17 protein-coding genes are annotated in these 17649 nt (G+C 49.0%); 14 read left to right on the forward strand and 3 right to left on the reverse strand.

What is annotated here, in order from left to right; all coding sequences use genetic code 11:
- The first annotated feature begins 244 nt into the window (after positions 1–244).
- The gene (locus tag SPTER_RS23320; RefSeq protein WP_144352574.1) at positions 245–2005 is read left to right on the forward strand and encodes an N-6 DNA methylase family protein; all 1761 of its coding nucleotides are present in this window, start codon (positions 245–247) and stop codon (positions 2003–2005) included.
- A 55-nt stretch (positions 2006–2060) separates the two neighbouring features.
- Here SPTER_RS23320 and SPTER_RS24960 read toward each other — a convergent pair whose 3' ends face one another.
- Together SPTER_RS24960 and SPTER_RS23325 are read right to left on the reverse strand one after the other, a co-directional pair.
- A complete protein-coding gene (locus SPTER_RS24960; RefSeq protein ID WP_170233381.1) occupies positions 2061–2231 on the reverse strand; it encodes a hypothetical protein in 171 nt (56 codons plus the stop codon).
- A gap of 228 nt (positions 2232–2459) precedes the next feature.
- Positions 2460–2741: a hypothetical protein gene (locus SPTER_RS23325; protein ID WP_144352575.1), complete on the reverse strand. Its 282-nt coding sequence runs from the start codon at positions 2739–2741 to the stop codon at positions 2460–2462.
- A 342-nt stretch (positions 2742–3083) separates the two neighbouring features.
- Here SPTER_RS23325 and SPTER_RS23330 point away from each other — a divergent pair, with 342 nt between their 5' ends.
- The 3 genes from SPTER_RS23330 (at position 3084) to SPTER_RS23340 (ending at position 5879) form a co-directional block, all read left to right on the forward strand.
- Positions 3084–3740, forward strand: coding sequence for a DUF3794 domain-containing protein (locus SPTER_RS23330; protein ID WP_144352576.1), 657 nt, complete (start codon positions 3084–3086; stop codon positions 3738–3740).
- Positions 3741–3776: 36 nt separating this feature from the next.
- Positions 3777–4724, forward strand: a complete 948-nt coding sequence (locus SPTER_RS23335) for an SPOCS domain-containing protein (protein WP_144352577.1) — start codon at positions 3777–3779, stop codon at positions 4722–4724.
- A gap of 351 nt (positions 4725–5075) precedes the next feature.
- On the forward strand, positions 5076–5879 hold the full coding sequence (locus SPTER_RS23340) for a HipA family kinase (protein ID WP_144352578.1): 804 nt from the start codon (positions 5076–5078) through the stop codon (positions 5877–5879).
- On the opposite strand, the gene SPTER_RS23345 is transcribed toward SPTER_RS23340, so the two are convergent.
- Entirely contained in the window at positions 5841–6326 is a 486-nt protein-coding gene (locus SPTER_RS23345; protein ID WP_144352579.1) for a L,D-transpeptidase, read from the reverse strand. The two genes, SPTER_RS23340 and SPTER_RS23345, sit on opposite strands and share 39 nt — an antisense overlap.
- Positions 6327–6468: 142 nt before the next feature.
- Between SPTER_RS23345 and SPTER_RS23350 the strand changes: the two genes are divergently transcribed.
- From SPTER_RS23350 to SPTER_RS23395, 10 genes are all read left to right on the forward strand, one after another.
- Positions 6469–7317 (forward strand): cyanophycinase, encoded by an 849-nt coding sequence (locus SPTER_RS23350; RefSeq protein ID WP_246105412.1) that lies wholly within the window; start codon positions 6469–6471, stop codon positions 7315–7317.
- Positions 7318–7329: 12 nt separating this feature from the next.
- Positions 7330–9999, forward strand: coding sequence for a cyanophycin synthetase (cphA, locus tag SPTER_RS23355; RefSeq protein ID WP_144352580.1), 2670 nt, complete (start codon positions 7330–7332; stop codon positions 9997–9999).
- A gap of 94 nt (positions 10000–10093) precedes the next feature.
- On the forward strand, positions 10094–10570 hold the full coding sequence (locus SPTER_RS23360; RefSeq protein WP_144352581.1) for a chemotaxis protein CheW: 477 nt from the start codon (positions 10094–10096) through the stop codon (positions 10568–10570).
- Between the two features lie 10 nt (positions 10571–10580).
- A complete protein-coding gene (gene ispE, locus SPTER_RS23365; protein ID WP_144352582.1) occupies positions 10581–11441 on the forward strand; it encodes a 4-(cytidine 5'-diphospho)-2-C-methyl-D-erythritol kinase in 861 nt (286 codons plus the stop codon).
- Positions 11442–11443: 2 nt separating this feature from the next.
- The gene (locus SPTER_RS23370; protein ID WP_144352583.1) at positions 11444–12127 is read left to right on the forward strand and encodes a GntR family transcriptional regulator; all 684 of its coding nucleotides are present in this window, start codon (positions 11444–11446) and stop codon (positions 12125–12127) included.
- Between the two features lie 21 nt (positions 12128–12148).
- Positions 12149–12907, forward strand: coding sequence for a nucleotidyltransferase family protein (locus SPTER_RS23375; protein ID WP_144352584.1), 759 nt, complete (start codon positions 12149–12151; stop codon positions 12905–12907).
- A 133-nt stretch (positions 12908–13040) separates the two neighbouring features.
- On the forward strand, positions 13041–13859 hold the full coding sequence (gene purR, locus SPTER_RS23380) for a pur operon repressor (protein ID WP_144352585.1): 819 nt from the start codon (positions 13041–13043) through the stop codon (positions 13857–13859).
- A 68-nt stretch (positions 13860–13927) separates the two neighbouring features.
- The gene (ilvA, locus tag SPTER_RS23385; RefSeq protein ID WP_144353061.1) at positions 13928–15136 is read left to right on the forward strand and encodes a threonine ammonia-lyase; all 1209 of its coding nucleotides are present in this window, start codon (positions 13928–13930) and stop codon (positions 15134–15136) included.
- A gap of 134 nt (positions 15137–15270) precedes the next feature.
- Entirely contained in the window at positions 15271–16638 is a 1368-nt protein-coding gene (glmU, locus tag SPTER_RS23390) for a bifunctional UDP-N-acetylglucosamine diphosphorylase/glucosamine-1-phosphate N-acetyltransferase GlmU (RefSeq protein ID WP_144352586.1), read from the forward strand.
- Positions 16639–16643: 5 nt separating this feature from the next.
- Positions 16644–17591, forward strand: coding sequence for a ribose-phosphate diphosphokinase (locus SPTER_RS23395; protein ID WP_144352587.1), 948 nt, complete (start codon positions 16644–16646; stop codon positions 17589–17591).
- Positions 17592–17649: the final 58 nt, after the last annotated feature.

Consider the following 17649-nt stretch of genomic DNA (forward strand, 5'->3'; position numbering starts at 1 on the left):
CCCTAAAGGGGCACCGGCGGTTTCTACCGGCGCCCTAAAGGACATGGCATAAGCCAAGTTTTTCTAATCCTGATAGAAAGTATACCTTTCCCCTGGCTAAGGGCAACAGCGGCTTCCGCTTTCACCACAGGCTCGGCGCAAGCCGTGTTTCGTTTATTCCGGTCTTAGGCAAATTACTGGCTATTAAAGGAAAGTCAAATGGTTTTAGCGAAATATAGGTGAAGAACTTAGCCATGGAGGCGCTATGGTGTTGAAAGCTGAGAAACGTCAGGCCTGTAAAGCTGCCGGGGTTTTTTATACGCCGGAACCTATTGTTAACTATATTCTCAAACATACCCTGGCCAAGCATGATGTTGTGGCTAACCCGGCCCCCCGGGTTTTGGACCCGGCCTGTGGCTCCGGTAATTTTCTGGTAGCAGCCTACGAGCTTTTATTGGAAAAATTTACCGCTGACCTTGTTCTGCTCAGGCAGCGCTATGGCAGGCACCAATATACTATTAAAAGTGGCAAAGGCGAAACAAGGCTTACCGGCATTCAGTACTGGCAGCCGGAAAACCTCCATTATCATATTATCAGTTGCTGTTTATATGGTGCTGATGTTGATGCTGATGCCGTCGCTGCGGCGAAACTTCGCCTGGCCGAAAAAGGGGGCGGCAAGGTAGTTAGTGCCGATGATCAGCTGCTGGTCTGCGATAGCTTGATCAAATGGGAAAAGGCTGACCTGGCCGATAACTATGATCGCCGAACCCCGCACTTTGAACCTGCGGTCCGATTCTGGGGGCTGGAGTTTGATTATATTGTGGGTAATCCGCCGTACATAAGTTTTGGGTTAAACCGGGCAGGTAAAATGCCGGTAGATCAGGCCGAGTATCTAAAGCGAAATTATCCGCATTCCGCTCAGTATAAGCTAAGCTATTATGCTTTATTTTTTGAAAGAAGTATTCAAGCTTTAAAAACCGGTGGTTATCTGGGATTTATCACACCTGACAGTTACCTGCTCGGACGCTATTATTCCAAAATACGTGAATATATTTTAAAAACTTGCTCCATTAAGGCCATCAGCTTGGTAAAGAGCAATGTGTTTGCCGGTGTTTTGGTAGGAATCCCGGCTATTACTATTCTGCAGAAGATTAACCGGGATAGTGCTGAAACTGCTGTAGCGGTCAGTAAAATTGACAACAGCGGGCTAAGCATAGACACCTATCAGTATGAACAACAGTATTTTGCGCGGCAGGTATATAACCGGTTTCGTTTATTTTTTCACGCTAACGATAAAATCCTTATCGATAAGATCGAGCAAGCTCCGTACATGTTCAAAGATCTCACCAAAACCAGGACCGGAATGCGTTCATTAACCACGCAGGCTGATATTAAAGGCAAAGCTAAGCTAGGGCCCACCTGGCAGCGGGGGTTAATATCTTCTGGCCAGGTATTACCGTTTGGCCTTAATTATCAGGGGGACTGGCTGGACGTAAACCCCGATAAGCTGAATAAAGGCGGCTGGAATGCGGCAATTATGGCCGGACCCAAAATTTTTCTGCGCCAAACTGGTGACAGCTTAATTGCCACAATTGACAGATCCGGCTTATATCATTTAAATAATATCCATTCCCTGGTGGCTTTACGGGCGGGAATAAACCTGGAATTCTTGGTATGTATTCTTAATTCAAAGCTGATGAACTATTATTATCATACGGTAACCTTAGAAAAAGGCCGGCCGATGGCGCAGGTGGATATTGAAACTGTTGAGAAGCTGCCCTTAATGACAGATCGCCATTATACGGATAAATTAGAGCGGCTGGGGTTAAAGCTGGCCCCACGGTCAGGTGCTGTCTGCTGTAATAGTCTGGAACCGCATACTGAGACCAGGACGGCCGGAGAATTTGCAGCACTGTTCAATGAGATGAATACACTGGTCTACAACCTGTATGGCTTGTCGGACAGTGAAATTAGCTATATTGAGCAGGCTGAAGTTTTCAAACCGGAAAAATTTTATAAAGAATAATGATAAGGAAGGGAAAGGACGTCAGACGGACGCCCTTTCGCACCACATTTTAAAACTATTGTTTTGGGCGGGTTGTGGCTGCTGTAGTGGCAGATATAATAGTAGCAGCCTTTTTGCTAGTTAGATTGTCGGTGTCTTTGCCGCCATATGGACCCGGCTGGGCCTGGGGCTGGCCGAAGGGACCATGTTTTGAATTGACATTATCATCATAAATTTTACCCATCATTACATCACCTCCCGGTGATAGTGTTCCCTTAACTGATTGTTTCGCGTCTGGTAATTTTAGTTTTTGGAGTGAATGCTGCAAGCAGCCAAATGTTAGTTCCTGCTGGCAGTAAAAACCCGCGCTTCAACAAAGCGCGGGTTTTACATCCTGATAGAAAGTATACCTTTTCCCGGCTAAGGGCAACAGCGGCTTCAGGCTCGGCGCAAGCCGTGTTTTATTTACAGATAACTACCTGCACTTGGGACAGCCGCCGCGGTGCTCGTGATAGTCGAATTCAAAACCGCAGTGTGGGCACAGTTTAAATAGGCGGTACGTGCAGATTCTGTATAACTTATAGTAGCATTTATAGGTTTTCACGCATTCTTTCGTTGTCTGGCATTTCATTTGGGGGGTACCGCAAGACATATCCATGTCCTGGCAGTCATCCATATCGCACTTATCATATTTTTCATTACAGCCGCATTTGTCGTCATCGCATTTCCAGTGGGGGTGCTTTTTATAACTCTTCATTAAAATATAACCTCCTTATATTTTGAGAAATAAGTCGTTTTACCTGTAAGGCAGAACAACATCCTGCTATATACTATGAAGAATACTGAGAGAATGTTATGTTGATTTATGCATAACATTCTTTTTATTAGAAACTAGTGAGAGCAGCCGCTCACTTACAATACGAATAAATACATATTTATCAGTACTGTTTTGGGAGCTTAGTTCATAGTAATAGGTAGGATGTGCCTGCGCTAACAGCTTTTGATCAGGGTTGCTGTCCTTTGCCGTTTTTTAGTTTTTTGTCACATAAAAATTAGAGCAGGCATATATATAACTAGAATATAAAAGGGGGGAATCTGCATGAACGATAGAGCCAACAACAACTGCACTCTTGGTGCGGAAACGCAAACTATTATCGTGCGCCAAATAATAGGGGAAAAGGAAAAACAGAAAGCTCTGGATATTCACGTGGTTGTTCCGGAAAGGAAACCTTCGATTGAGCAAATTGTCGATGTATTTGTCAAAGAAGTAGAAGTTTGCAGTGTTGATGTTATTACTGATAAAGTTATAGTTCGCGGCGAATTCGAAATCAAGGCTATTTATGTAGCCTCCTTGCCTGATCAGCCTGTTCATGCTGTGGAAATCAAGCATTATAAATGGACTCTTGATATTGATATTCCCGGTGCTCGCAGGGGGATGGATGCTGAGGCCAGTGTAATTGTTGAGTTTGTTGACTATGATGTGGATGATCACCATCGCGCGTACAAGTACAAGAATTTTGAACCTATTGACTGCGACGACGATGATGACCATGACGACGATGATTGCCACGACCACGACCATGACCATGACTGCCATGACCACGATGACGGCTGCGGCGGGCATCATCACCACCATCATAAACACAATTGCCGGGAATTTGATGTATCGGTGATCCTGAAGGTCACGGCTAAGGTTATGACTGACCGCGAAGTAAATATCGGTACCAGCAGCCTGCCCAGCAAACCAAAGGGCTAACAGTCAGAACAAAAGCCTTAATAAGGGGGGGAAACTATGGATGATGATAAAACAAGGGTAGTATCAGCCTCGACTGATACTTTATCCACAACAACCAAGTCGGTTTCAGGTGTAACAACAGTTGAAAGTTCAGAACTGGTATGCGGCTGCCCGGAACCGGGGCCGGAGACTATTGAGGTTGAGCAGGTCCTGGGGGCCGAAATGGCCCAGCGGGTTGTGGAACTTGATATGATCGTACCAACACAAAAGCCGGACATTGAACAAGTGGTTGACGTATATGTAAAAGAATTAGAAATTACTAAAATTGATGTTATCAGGGATAAGGTCATTATTCGCGGTGAGCTGGAAGTAAAGGTCATGTATGTGGCCGACCTGCCCAACCAGCCGGTGCATGCTTTTGAGAAACGGCATATTCGCTGGACGCGGGATATTGAAGTCGATGGTGCTGAGCCGGAAATGAAGGCGACGGCCGATGTCGTTGTTGAGTTTGTGGATTATGATTTTCACTGCCATCACGATAGGCGTAAAGTGCATGTTACGATTGTACTTAAAGTCTGGACCCGAGTGGTTACCACCACGGAAATGGATGTATACGCATTAAGCCCTATCGATGAGGTTGGTGTGCTCTCAAGTTCCGGATCAAGCGATAAAGCCAGTGCCAGCCAGTTTGACAATGAGACCGTATCGGCCTCCGAAACCGGTGGCGGTGATATCGAGGCTTTCGGTGAGCAGAATGTAATTGTTACCGGCCCGATTATTCCTTCGGCCGGAACGCCCACCAATGTCAGCGGTACGGTAACTGTAAATGGCAATAATGTGAACATCAGATCCGGACCAGGCACTAACTTCCCTGTAGTCACCAAGGTTAACAGGGGTACAACGTTAAATGTAAGAGAGCAGGCTTTCGGATGGTACAAAGTTATACTGTCTGATGGATCCACAACTGGTTGGATTGCCAGCTGGCTGGTTAATGGCACTCCTTGATCCAGAAGACTAATGATAACGACCCAGGGATGAAGAAAATCCCTGGGTATTGTTTTACATGGTCAGAAAGTATATCGTTTTCTGATCATAAGTAAGAACGACTATACCCTAAAGGGCACAGGCGGCTTCTGCCGACGTCCTAAAGGACTTGGCACAAGCCAAGTCTTTTCTTAACCCCAGCAGAATTTATAAAAATTCGATGCTGCTATCTAAGGGATAAATCTTTACCCTAAAGGGCACCGGCGGCTTCTACCGGCGTCCCAAAGGACTGGCATAAGCCAAGTTTTTCTAATGAGAAATCCCGGAAGCTGGCGCTGCCGGGATTTTGGATAAGGGAGAGGAGTTGGCTAGATGTATCGGGCGATTGAATATCTGGGTCCAGTAGGCTTGGGGGCGACGTCTCCCCAATTATTCCGGGCTGAAACCAACCAGTGTGAGAAAAAGATATGTGTTGTCAAACTATCCGCTAATCGGCTGGGGGCTAAAGTGCTGGTAAATGAATTATTAGCAGCCCGGTTTGGGCAATGGCTTAATCTTTGTTTTCCACCAGGGGGGCCGATCGAGATCTCTCCTGAAGTCCTTGGCCGCAGCGGACGGCTGACTGCTGCCGGGGTACTGCCGGGCTGGCACTTTGGCTGTGAGTATTTAAAAGGAGCCGGGTATGTAACTAAATATAACCTTCACCGGGCTGTAAATAAAGAGCAAATGGCCGGGGTCATGCTTTTTGACCACTTGTTTCATAATCCTGATCGCACTAAAAATCGCAAAAACCTGTTGATCAGGCGAGAAAACTCTGGTTATAAGCTCTATGCGATCGATAATTCTCATTTATTTCGCCGGGGAAGATGGACAACTGAGATGCTTAAAGATCTGACAGATAATATAACTTTGAATCACCGGCGGTCTTATGGTGTCCTGCTTAAGTACTACCTGAAACCAACCCATTTCTTTAAATATGTGCAGGCGGTTAAGGATATTCCCGGTGATAAGTTTACTGAGCTCATTGACTCTATACCGGAGGCGTGGCTGCCTGAGCCCGGTGAGCGCCAGGCTTTACTGGAGTTCCTGGTGGCCCGGTGCGGTAAGGTCGATTGGGTAATGCGCCAGCTGACCGATTTAATCCCTGATATACATCGGCGTACCAACATTAACTAGGGCAAACAGCTCTTCCACATGAGCATTATGCATACGGATGCAGCCATTTGACACCATTTTGCCGATCAGCCAGGGAGCACTGGTGCCATGAACACCGTAAGCATCATAATTAAGTCCCAGCCAGCGTGTTCCTAAAATTCCGCCGGGGTTCACAATTTTAGTGGCGATTGCATAATTGCCGAGCGGGGTAGGGGTTGACGGCTTACCGATTGCCACTGGATACTGCCGCAGGGGGCTATTGCCGTCAAACAGGGTTAACTGCCGCTGGGACTTGACAAGCAGGATATTGGCTCTGGTCAGAACCTTGCTGGCCCTGTCAATACGAGGGGCCAGTGTTACCTCGCTGACCTCAGCGGACTGATTCTGGCAATAGGTGATATAACGCTCATCTTCGGCAAGTTTAATGGTTTTTAACGATTCCGGGAGATATATTATTCTTACATTCATCGCTGGTAAACCTCCGTTTCCCGATTTCTCTGCTTCATTATATTCAGATCACCTATAATTGGTCAGCGTAATTAAGAGTATAAAGATCTGGTATTTCTGGTAAAAATAGGAGTAAAGGTGAAAACAGGAGATATTCAGACAAATGAGTAAAAAAATGGCAGAGAAGCAACACGAAGCACCGGGCAGTTTATTTATTATCGGTGGTCATGAAGATAAAACAGGCGAATGTATGATTCTGCGCAAATTTGTGGACATGGCGGGCGGGCGGGACAGCCTGATCGTAATTATCGCCACAGCTACTGACGAACCCCGTGTTGTGGGCAGTGAATATAAAGAACTGTTTATTTTGCTGGGCGCTGCATCGGTGTACCTGCTGGCTATTGCCAACAGGGATACCGCGAATCAAACCCAGCAGGCTGAGATTATTAAAAATGCCACAGGCATATTTTTCACAGGCGGCGACCAACTGCGGCTGACAAGTATCTTAGGCGGCTCGGCAGTTGACGCCGCCATTCGTGCTGCCTTCCGGCAGGGAGCGGTTGTTGCCGGCACAAGTGCCGGTGCCGCCGTAATGAGCGAAACTATGATTGTGGGTGGTCACTCCAATGATTCCCCGAAGAAATCATCGCTTAGTATGGCTCAGGGCATGGGTTTTTTGCGTGAGGCGGTTGTTGATCAGCATTTTGCCCAGCGGGGACGGATTAACCGGTTGTTGTCCGCAGTGGCCCAGAATCCCCATATGATGGGTATTGGGATTGACGAAGATACGGCACTTATTGTTGGCCCTGACCGGGTGTGCCAGGTAGTCGGCTCGCAGACAGTAACTATTATTGATGGTAAAAATATAATCTTCTCCAATATATCAGAGTCTAATCAGAATCAACCTTTGGTTATATCCAATGTTTTACTGCATATTTTACCGGCAGGCTATGGTTTTGACTTAAACCTGCGTTTGCCGCTTCAGCTTACAGCATACTCTAAACTAGGTTAGGGAGGATTACTCATGGAATTAATATATTCACGCTTTATTGGCGGGCCCAATGTATATAGCTACCGGCCTGTAATCAAAGCCTTGCTTGATATTGGCGCCTATGAGGATATTGCCAGTAATACTATTGCCGGCTTTGTGGCGCGGTTGCTGGCTTTATTGCCTGGACTGAATCAGCACTCCTGCTCGCGTGGGTATGCCGGCGGTTTTGCCGAACGCTTACGGGAAGGAACCTATTTGGCCCATATTTTTGAACATGTTGCCCTGGAACTGCAAACGCTGGCCGGTCAGGAATATATGTCAGCCTTTGGCAAGACCCGGGGTGCCGGCCAGCAGGGTGTTTACCAGATTGTTATTGGCTGTAAATCAGGCCCGGTCGGGCTGGCCGCTGTCGAAGGCGCTTACTGCCTGCTTACAGCTGTGCTCAGGAACCGGGAATTTAATGTGCCCGAGCTGGTAGCGCGGTTGAAACGGGTTGGTGATGAAGCTAGACTGGGACCAAGTACCGAGGCAATTTATGCCGCCGCCAGGCGGCGCGGTATTCCTATATTACGCCCTGATTATGATAATAATTTTCTCATTATGGGTTATGGCAGCAGGCAAGAGCGGGTCTGGGCCACTGTTACCGGCCGGACAAGTTCGGTAGCTGTTGATTTAGTTGGCGATAAATATCTCACGAATAAACTGTTGCGCCAGAATGCCATCCCTGTGCCCAGCGGGTATGTTGTTGCCGGCAGCGCTGAAGCACTGACGGCATTTGCGGCTATTGACGGGCCTGTTGTTATTAAACCGGCCGGAGGGAACCATGGGAAAGGGGTAACCCTTAATATCAGGAGTGAAGACGAGGTTGAGCCGGCTGTTCAGTTTGCCGCTCAGTATGATGGGCGGGTTCTGGTAGAGGAGTATATAGCAGGCCGTCAATACCGGCTGTGCCTGGTTAATGGCAGACTGGTTGCCGGAGCTGAACGGATACCTGCGCATGTAGTTGGCGACGGCAGCCATACAATTGCTGAGTTGGCAGATATAGTGAACCTGGACCCGGCACGGGGCTCAGGCCACAGCCGGGCTTTAACCCGGCTGGAGCTGGACGCCGCTGCCAGCACTACCTTGGCCAGGCAGCACCTGACGCCTGCGTCTGTACCCCAAGCGGGGCAATATGTATTTATCCGGGATAATGCAAACCTAAGCGCCGGCGCCACCGCGGCCGATGTAACCGAGGTTATCCATCCTGATACGGTACGGCTGGTGGAACGGGCAGTGCGGCTGGTCGACCTGGATGTGGCCGGTGTTGATCTGGTAATGCCTGACATTACAAGGCCGCTAACTCTTAACAATGGCGCCATCATTGAGATTAATGCCGCCCCCGGTCTCCGGATGCATCTGTATCCGAGTGCCGGCGTAGCCCGGGATGTTGGTGCCGCTATTGTCGATTATTTGTTTCCCGCAGGCAGTGATGGCCGGATTCCCATTATAGCGGTTACCGGTACGAACGGTAAAACAACAGTGACCAGGCTGATTTCCCATGTTTTCCGTCTCGCCGGCCATAAAACAGGAATGACTACCTCTGACGGCATTTATGTGGACCAGGAATGTATTGCCGGGGGTGATACCACCGGGCCGGTAAGTGCGGCCATGGTATTGGCCGATCCCACAGTTGAGGTTGCCGTGCTTGAAGTGGCACGGGGGGGGATCATTCGCGGCGGCCTGGGCTATGATGCTGCCAATGTTGGGGTTATTACCAATATTACGGAAGACCATATTGGTCAGGATGGTATTGAAGATCTCGATGATTTAGCGCATATTAAATCACTGGTTCTCGAAACCGTGCGTCCTGATGGTGCGGTACTTCTTAATGCTGATGATCTCCGGATCGTGACCCTTAGATCACGGGTAAAAGCGGAAATTGTTTATTTTAGCGCAAAACCTGATAATATCATTGTCAGACGCCACTTAGGTGAAGGCGGCAAGGCCTGTTTTATTAAAAACGGGGTGATTTACCTGGCTAGGGGGCAGAATGAACAGCCGGTTATTAACATCACCGACATTCCGCTGACCTTGCAGGGGTATGCCGGGCATAATGTTCAGAATGCGGTAATTGCCACCGCTGCTTGCTGGTGCCAGGGCCTGCAGCCGGGAGAAATTTGCCAAGGACTTGTCAGTTTTTGCGAAAACCCGGGCCGGCTTATGCTGATGGATATTGGCGACTTTCGGGTTTGCGTTGACTATGCTCACAATCCGGCCGGCTGTCAGGCCCTGGTGAGTACGCTGCGGCGCCTCAAGCCTAAGCGGCTGATTGGTGTTATTGCGGCACCGGGTGACCGGCGTGATGATATCATTGTGCGTTTCGGCCGTGAAGCAGGACAGGGTTTTGACAGACTGTATATCAAGGAAGATGCAGACCGGCGCGGCCGGCAGCCGGGTGAGACGGCGGCGTTGCTTATCCAGGGCGCGCTGGAAGCCGGTTTGGCTGGAGACCGGATTACAACCGTCCTTGATGAGTGTGAAGCGGTGACGGCGGCCCTGGCGCAGGCTGAACAGGGTGATTTGGTTGCTGTCTTTTACGAGCAGTACGGGGTAGTTCTGGAAACCATAACAAGTTTTTATAAAACTGATGCTGCCGGCCACGACGGGGTTAAAGCCGAGTATCAGGAACTGGTCGTTGCCGGCGTGCGGGTTGAAGGGTAAGAAAAAAAATTTGTCGGGAAAATTGGCAGTTGCAGGCAAATACATGAGCAGGTAGAATATAATACTGTAAGATGTATGTGGAGGTGTTCCCGGGATGGAGACAAGTAGCCTAATTGTTGATCAGGAACTGCAACTGGTGGTTTTTCGTCTGGCTAGAGAAGAATACGGCTTGCCTATTACCAAGGTTCAGGAGATAAATCGCCTGGTTCCCATAACTAAACTGCCGCAGACGCCGGCCTTTATGGAAGGTATTATAAACTTACGCGGACGGATTATCCCCGTAATTGACTTAAGAAAACGTTTTCAGCTAGAGATTTCCAGCTATAATGATGAGAGCCGGATTATCATCGTCGAGGTTGATGGACAGACTGTAGGGATTATTGTGGATTCTGTGACCGAAGTGGTCCGTTTGGCGGCAGTAAGTGTGGAACCGCCGCCGCCGACCTTTATTCTTGATGCCAAATATATTCAAGGTGTAGGCAAGCTTGACGACCGGTTGCTTATCCTGCTGGAAATTGACCGGATTCTGACTTCACAAGAAACAATAACCTTAAAACAGTTAAGTGCCTAAGGTGTCTGGTATGCTGACACTTAAAGCCTATGCTAAAATTAATCTGGCGCTTGATGTGTTCTCGAAACGGCCTGATGGCTACCACGAAGTGGCTATGATCATGCAGTCCGTTAGTCTTGCCGATACAATAGTGTTAACTGAACAGCCGGCAAGCATTGATCTTAGTGTTACTATTCCGGGTTTGCCGGCAGATGGCAGCAACCTGGCTTATCGTGCCGCCGCGCTGCTGGCGGAATATGCGAAACCCGGCAAGGGCGTACACATTCACCTGGATAAGCAAATTCCGCTGGCGGCAGGACTGGCCGGCGGCAGCGCCGATGCCGCCGCAGTGCTCAGGGGACTTAATCAGCTGTGGGAGCTTAACCTGAGCGTGGACGAGCTCAGCAAACTAGCAGCACAACTGGGATCAGACGTACCTTTTTGCCTGTATAACGGCACAATGCTGGCAACAGGCCGGGGAGAGATTGTAAGGCCATTGCCGCCGCTGCCTGACTGTTATGTCATATTAGCCAAACCGGCGGTTGCGGTATCAACCGCCTGGGTGTATGGCCGGTTTACGGCTAATGAGATCAGAGTCCGGCCGGATATTAATGCAATGTGTGAAAATCTTGCGCAGGGAAACCTTGCCGGTGTAGCCGGCCGTTTGACAAATGTTCTTGAAAGTGTCACAATTTCGGAGTATCCGCAAATTGCAGCAATAAAAAATGCTATGTTGACATACGGGGCCATGGCGGCATTAATGTCAGGCAGCGGCCCTACTGTATTCGGTCTTGCCGGCTGCCAGCGCCAGGCTGAAAAGATTGCCGGGCAGTTAAAGGCGCAAGGGGTGCCGGAAGTATTTGTGGCAAAAACTGTATCAAAGGTGGAGTGATTGTGGAGAGGCGATTGGTACCGATTAAATTAGACAGCTATAAACCGCTGCGGGAAGTTGTGGCGGAAACGCTCAGAGAAGCGATTGTAAATGGCACGCTGAAGCCTGGCGAGCGCCTCATGGAGATTCAGCTGGCTGAAGAACTGGGGGTTAGCCGGACACCGGTCCGTGAAGCGATTAGAAAACTGGAACTGGAAGGGTTTGTGGTGATGATTCCCCGCCGGGGAACCTATGTGGCTGATCTGTCAATCAAAGATATTAATGAAGTCTTTGAAATCCGGACAGCTCTTGATGTTTTGGCAGCCGGACTTGCCGTTGAACGCATTACCGAGGATGAACTTGAACAACTCGAACGTCTGCTGGTCGAGATTGGCGAGTTGATTGAAGAGGACGATGCCGACAAAATCGTAGAATCTGACAGCCAATTCCATGATATTTTATACAGGGCCAGCCGGAATGACCGGTTAGTGGGTATTATTAATAATCTTAGAGAGCAGTTTACCCGTTTTCGGTCAATCTCGATTCAGTATCCGGGCCGGATGCAAAAATCAGTAGAAGAGCACCGCCGACTGGTGGAAGCGATTGCCAGCCGGGACACCGATCTGGCGCAGCAGCTGGCCCGCGAACATATGGAAAACTCAGAGCAGACACTGCTCCAGGATCTGAACGAACGCCGTCAGACTTAAATCTCGAAAGGGTGTATTCACATGTATGATGCTATAATCCTAGCTGGTGGCGAAAACAATGAGCACCTAAACCGTTATACATCCCAGCCTTATGAGGCGATGATTGATATTGCCGGTAAGCCAATGGTTGAACTTGTGGCCAGTGCTCTGGCGGCCAGTTCACAGGTATCCCGCATCTTTATTGCCGGTCCGGTTCGAGAACTGACCCAATGCTCCTTTCCGGACAAAGCAGTCATTGTGGCTGGCGGCCGGACGATCATCGAAACCATCAGCTTAGGGATGAAAGCATTAGGACATGAAAACCTGACACTGGTAGTGACGGCCGATATTCCCTTGTTAACGCCAACGGCTGTCGAAGATTTTCTGTCACAGTGCGCCGGTATACAAGCCGATTTATATTATCCTATCGTTACCCGGCAGGACCATGAATACCGGTTTCCCGGGAATAAGCGTACTTATGTGCGCTTACAGGAAGGGACTTTTACCGGGGGGAATATTTTCCTGGTCAATCCTAAAATAGTGGCACCGTGTATGACGGTGGCGGAAAGAATTATTGCTCATCGCAAGAACCCCTTTAAGTTATGCTGTTTGTTAGGCTGGACCTTTGTTGTGCAGTTTCTTTTCGGCAGGCTTAAACTAAAGCAAGTGGAAAAAAGGGTTGGCGATATTTTAGGGATCAAAGGTGCGGTTATTCGGTCGCAGTATGCCGAGCTTGGCATTGATGTGGACAAACCCAGCGATTTGGAATTAGTGCGCAGCTGTTTTATACAAAGTCTTTAAAGACGCGGATAATCCGCGTTTTTTGTTTTTTTTCGCTGCCGGGCAGGAATTGCCGCGTCTATAGAGAATGTGAATAAAAAAATATATTTAGGAGAAAATATTCGGTATTTCCTTGATTGTGGAGGCAGTAAGAATGAATAAAGTACGGAAAATGGAGCGGGTATCTGCATTAACCAAGCTGATTGCAGACAGGCCCCGGCATTTGTTTTCACTCAGTCAGTTTAGCGAGCTGTTTGGGGCCGCTAAATCAACAATCTGTGAAGATATTACCACCATAAAGGAAACCCTGGGGCATTTTGGGCTGGGAACCATTGAGACAGTCGCGGGGGCAGCCGGCGGAATACGGTTTATTCCTGCAGTATCGCCCCAAGAGACCGACAGGCTGCTGCAGGCACTGGCTCAGCGGCTGGCTGAACCTGACCGTATTATCCCCGGCGGTTTTTTGTATATGTCAGATTTACTGTTTACCCCGCATCTAATGGTCAAAGTAGGCGAGATATTTATGGAACGTCTGGCCCATTTATCGCCCGATTATATCCTGACAGTTGAGACTAAGGGGATTCCGCTGGCCTTTATGACCGCCCGGGCCTTTGACTTGCCGCTGATTACTGTGCGGCGCGGCAGCAAAGTAACTGAGGGCTCGGCAGTTAGTATCAACTATGTAACCGGATCGTACAAACGCATTCAGTCCATGTCGCTGCCTAAACGGGCCCTGCCGGCCGGGGCCAAGGTACTGATTATCGATGATTTTATGAAAGCCGGCGGCACCGCCCGGGGCATGGTAGATCTGGCCCAGGAGGTAGGGGCTAAGGTGTGTGGTATCGGTGTACTTGTGGCCACCGCCGAGCCTGAGCCCAAATTAGTGGAAGACTATCTGGCCTTGCTTATTTTACATGATGTACATGAACATACTAAAGTAACAGATATCAGGCCGGTGCTTACGACCGGCTGATGTGATCTTACGGGCTGTAAGTGTAAGCCGATTATTCGTGTAAAGGGGGCAGACAGGTGTTTAATCCTATGACCGGTGTAACACTGTCAGATATTGAGCAAGCCAGGGAGGTGCTGGCTGGCGTTATTCATCATACTACTCTTGATCGCAGCAGTACTTTTAGTTCTCTGGCCAGCAGTGATGTTTATTTAAAATTAGAAAACCTGCAAAAAACCGGGTCTTTCAAGATCCGGGGTGCCTATAATAAAATTAAGAGCTTAACCCCGGAGGAAAAGCTGCGCGGGGTTATCGCCGCTTCGGCGGGCAATCATGCCCAAGGCGTCGCTTATGGTGCCAGGGCAGCCGGGATTAAAGCCACGATTGTCATGCCGGAGATTGCGCCTTTGGCAAAGATTACGGCTACCCGGGGCTATGGGGCTGAGGTTGTCCTAGCCGGAGGCGTCTATGATGAAGCCTATGCCAAAGCGATTGAACTTCAGGCCGAAACCGGCCAGACCTTTATTCATGCCTTTAACGATCATGCCGTTATTGCCGGGCAGGGGACCATTGGTCTGGAAATATTAGCGGATCTGGAAGATGTCGATGCCATTGTTGTGCCTATTGGCGGTGGTGGTTTGATTGCCGGTATTGCTGTGGCCGTGAAAGAATTGGCGCCGCATGTAAAAGTGTATGGCGTGCAGGCCCAGGGGGCACCGGCCATGTATATGTCCAAAAAGGCGCATGCCATTAAAACAACCAGGGACGCGGAAACCTTTGCTGATGGTATTGCTGTTAAAATTCCCGGGGACCTGACTTTTGCGCTGATCGAAAAATATGTGGATGATATTTTTGTCATTGATGATGAAGCAATTGCCGGCACAATTCTGATGCTGTTGGAGCGGGCCAAACTGATGGTGGAAGGGGCCGGGGCCATTAGTCTTGCTGCTATTTTGCATGACCGGATTCCGGCCAAGGGCAAGCTTGTCAGTGTAATTTCCGGTGGGAATGTTGATGTTAATTTTATATCCCGGATTATTGAACGTGGTCTGGTGAAGGCCGGCCGGCGTGTGCGTCTTCAGACTGTTGTCGTAGACCGGCCGGGCAGTCTGCAGCGGCTGCTGGCTATTATTGCCCGGTTGCAGGCCAATGTTCTCTATGTTTCCCATGACCGGGTTGAACGGCATGTGCCGTTGGGCCAGGCTGTTGTCGAGATTGGGCTGGAGACAAGAGATGTTCTTCATACTGAACACATTATGGCATCCCTGCGTCGAGAGCAGTATAAGGTAGAGATTATTTAAACGTTCGTTTGGAGGCCAAAGCTGTTTTATTTGCATACCTTAAAGGAATATGATATTTTGTGTCGAAGGGATATTACTTGTTCCAGATTGAGCAATCCTGATCGTTAACAACCATCGGGAATGGAGGTATATAGATGTCGAATTTGATGACCATCATCCTGGCAGCTGGTAAAGGCACCCGTATGAAGTCGGCTTTGCCGAAGGTGTTGCACCAGGTTGGTGGTAAACCTATGGTTCAGCAGGTGCTTGATGCCGCCAAGTACGCCGGCGCCGTCAGGAATGTTGTTGTCATTGGTTTTGGTGCTCAGAGTGTAGCGGACGCACTGGCGGGCCAGGCAGAGTTTGCTGTGCAGGCAGAACAGCTTGGTACCGGGCATGCCGTGATGCAGGCCAGGCAGCAGCTGGCGGTATTTGATGGTACGGTGATGGTATTATGCGGTGATACGCCGCTTTTGACCGGAGCACTTTTGCAAAAGATGTATGACGAGCATTGCCGCGCGCAGGCTGTGGCGACTGTACTTACCGCAGTTATGCCTGATCCGGCCGGATATGGACGGGTAATCCGCAATCCGGCGGGCCAGGTTGTCAAAATTGTTGAACACAAGGACGCTAATCCGGCTGAACTGGCAGTAAACGAGGTTAATACCGGTATCTATTGCTTCGCAGCCAAAGAATTGCTCAGCGCGCTTGACGGCCTGACCTGCAATAATGCCCAAGGCGAGTATTATCTCACTGATGTCATTGCCATTTTAAACAGCAATCAGCATAAGGTATGGGCAGTGGCGGCCCCTGACTACCATGAGACCCTGGGCATAAACTCCCGGGCGCAGCTGGCTGAGGCCGAAGGAATAATCAGGCGCCGGCAGCTGGATTTGCTCATGGACAGTGGCGTCACGATTATGGACCCGGGCAGTACCTTTATTGACGCACAGGTTGAGATCGGTCCTGACAGTATTATTTACCCCTTTACATGGATAGAAGGCAATAGTAAAATCGGCGCTAACGCAGTGCTTGGCCCTAATAGCCGTATCGTGAATACGGTTATCGGCCCTCGTTCCACACTGCATTTTACGTATGCCCATGACTGTGTAATTGGTGAAGATGTAACTGTAGGGCCCTATGTCCATTTACGGCCGAACACGGAAATAAAAAATGGCGCCAAAATCGGCAATTTTGTGGAAGTAAAGAATACAGTTGTTGGTGAGAAGAGTAAAATACCTCATCTTAGTTATATCGGCGACACCGATATGGGGGCTGGTGTAAATATTGGATCAGGTACGATTACGGTTAATTATGATGGCAAGCATAAACACCGCACTACCATCGAAGATGAGGCTTTTATTGGCTGCAATACCAATCTGGTAGCTCCTGTTACTATTGGCCGTGGTTCTTATATAGCGGCCGGGTCAACGATTACCAAAAACGTTCCCCCTGGTTCTCTTGGAGTAGCGCGCTCACGCCAGAGTAATCTTGAGGGCTGGGCGGAAAAACAGCGGAGGTAAGAAAAGTGGAAGATACTAAACGGTTACGAATATTCAGCGGCAACGCCAATCCAGCGTTAGCCCACGAAATTGCAGCTTATCTCGGGTTGACAGTAGGCGATGCTTTTGTCGGCAGGTTTAATAATGGTGAAATTCAGGTTATGATTGATGAAAGTGTCCGCGGAACAGATGTCTTTATTGTTCAGCCGACAAGCTATCCGGTTAACGATAATATGATGGAAATGTTAATTATGATTGATGCTGTAAAACGTGCATCGGCCAGAAACATTACTGCAGTTATTCCTTATTATGCATATGCCCGCCAGGACAGAAAAACCCGCGGCCGGGAACCTATTTCCGCCAAACTGATGGCTAATCTCTTAACGGTAGCAGGAGCTACCCGGGTAGTTACCATGGATCTCCATGCCGGTCAGATTCAGGGTTTCTTTGATATTCCTGTGGATAACCTGCCAGGTGTACCTACCCTGGCTGAATATATTATGTCCTTGCAACTGGAAGACCTTGTTGTTGTTTCTCCCGATCTGGGCGGTGTTTCTAGGGCCCGGCTGTTTGCTGACCGTATGCATGCGCCGATTGCTATTATCGAAAAGCGCCGCCCGGCCCCGGGTGTAGCTGAGGTAATGAACCTGATTGGCAATGTCGAGGGAAAAACAGCTGTTATTGTCGATGATATCGTTGATACGGCCGGTTCACTGACGGAAGGGGCTAATGCCCTATCCCGCATGGGCGCCAAAGCGGTGTATGCCTGCTGTACTCACGCCGTGTTGAGCGACCCGGCGGTAGAGCGGATACAAAAGTCGAATATTACCGAACTTATTGTTACTAATACTATTCCCATGTCGGCAGCGAAAGCCAGTTCTAAGATTAAAGTACTGTCGGTTGCCCCGCTCCTGGGGGAGGCGATTATCCGGATCTTTGGTGAACTCTCTGTCAGCAAATTGTTTGACGATTAAAGTAATAGGGGGCAGCCCTACGCTATGAGCGCTTTAGATAAAGACAGTTTCGTTTTGG

It is taken from the genome of Sporomusa termitida (assembly GCF_007641255.1).
Taxonomy (GTDB): Bacteria; Bacillota; Negativicutes; order Sporomusales; family Sporomusaceae; genus Sporomusa; species Sporomusa termitida.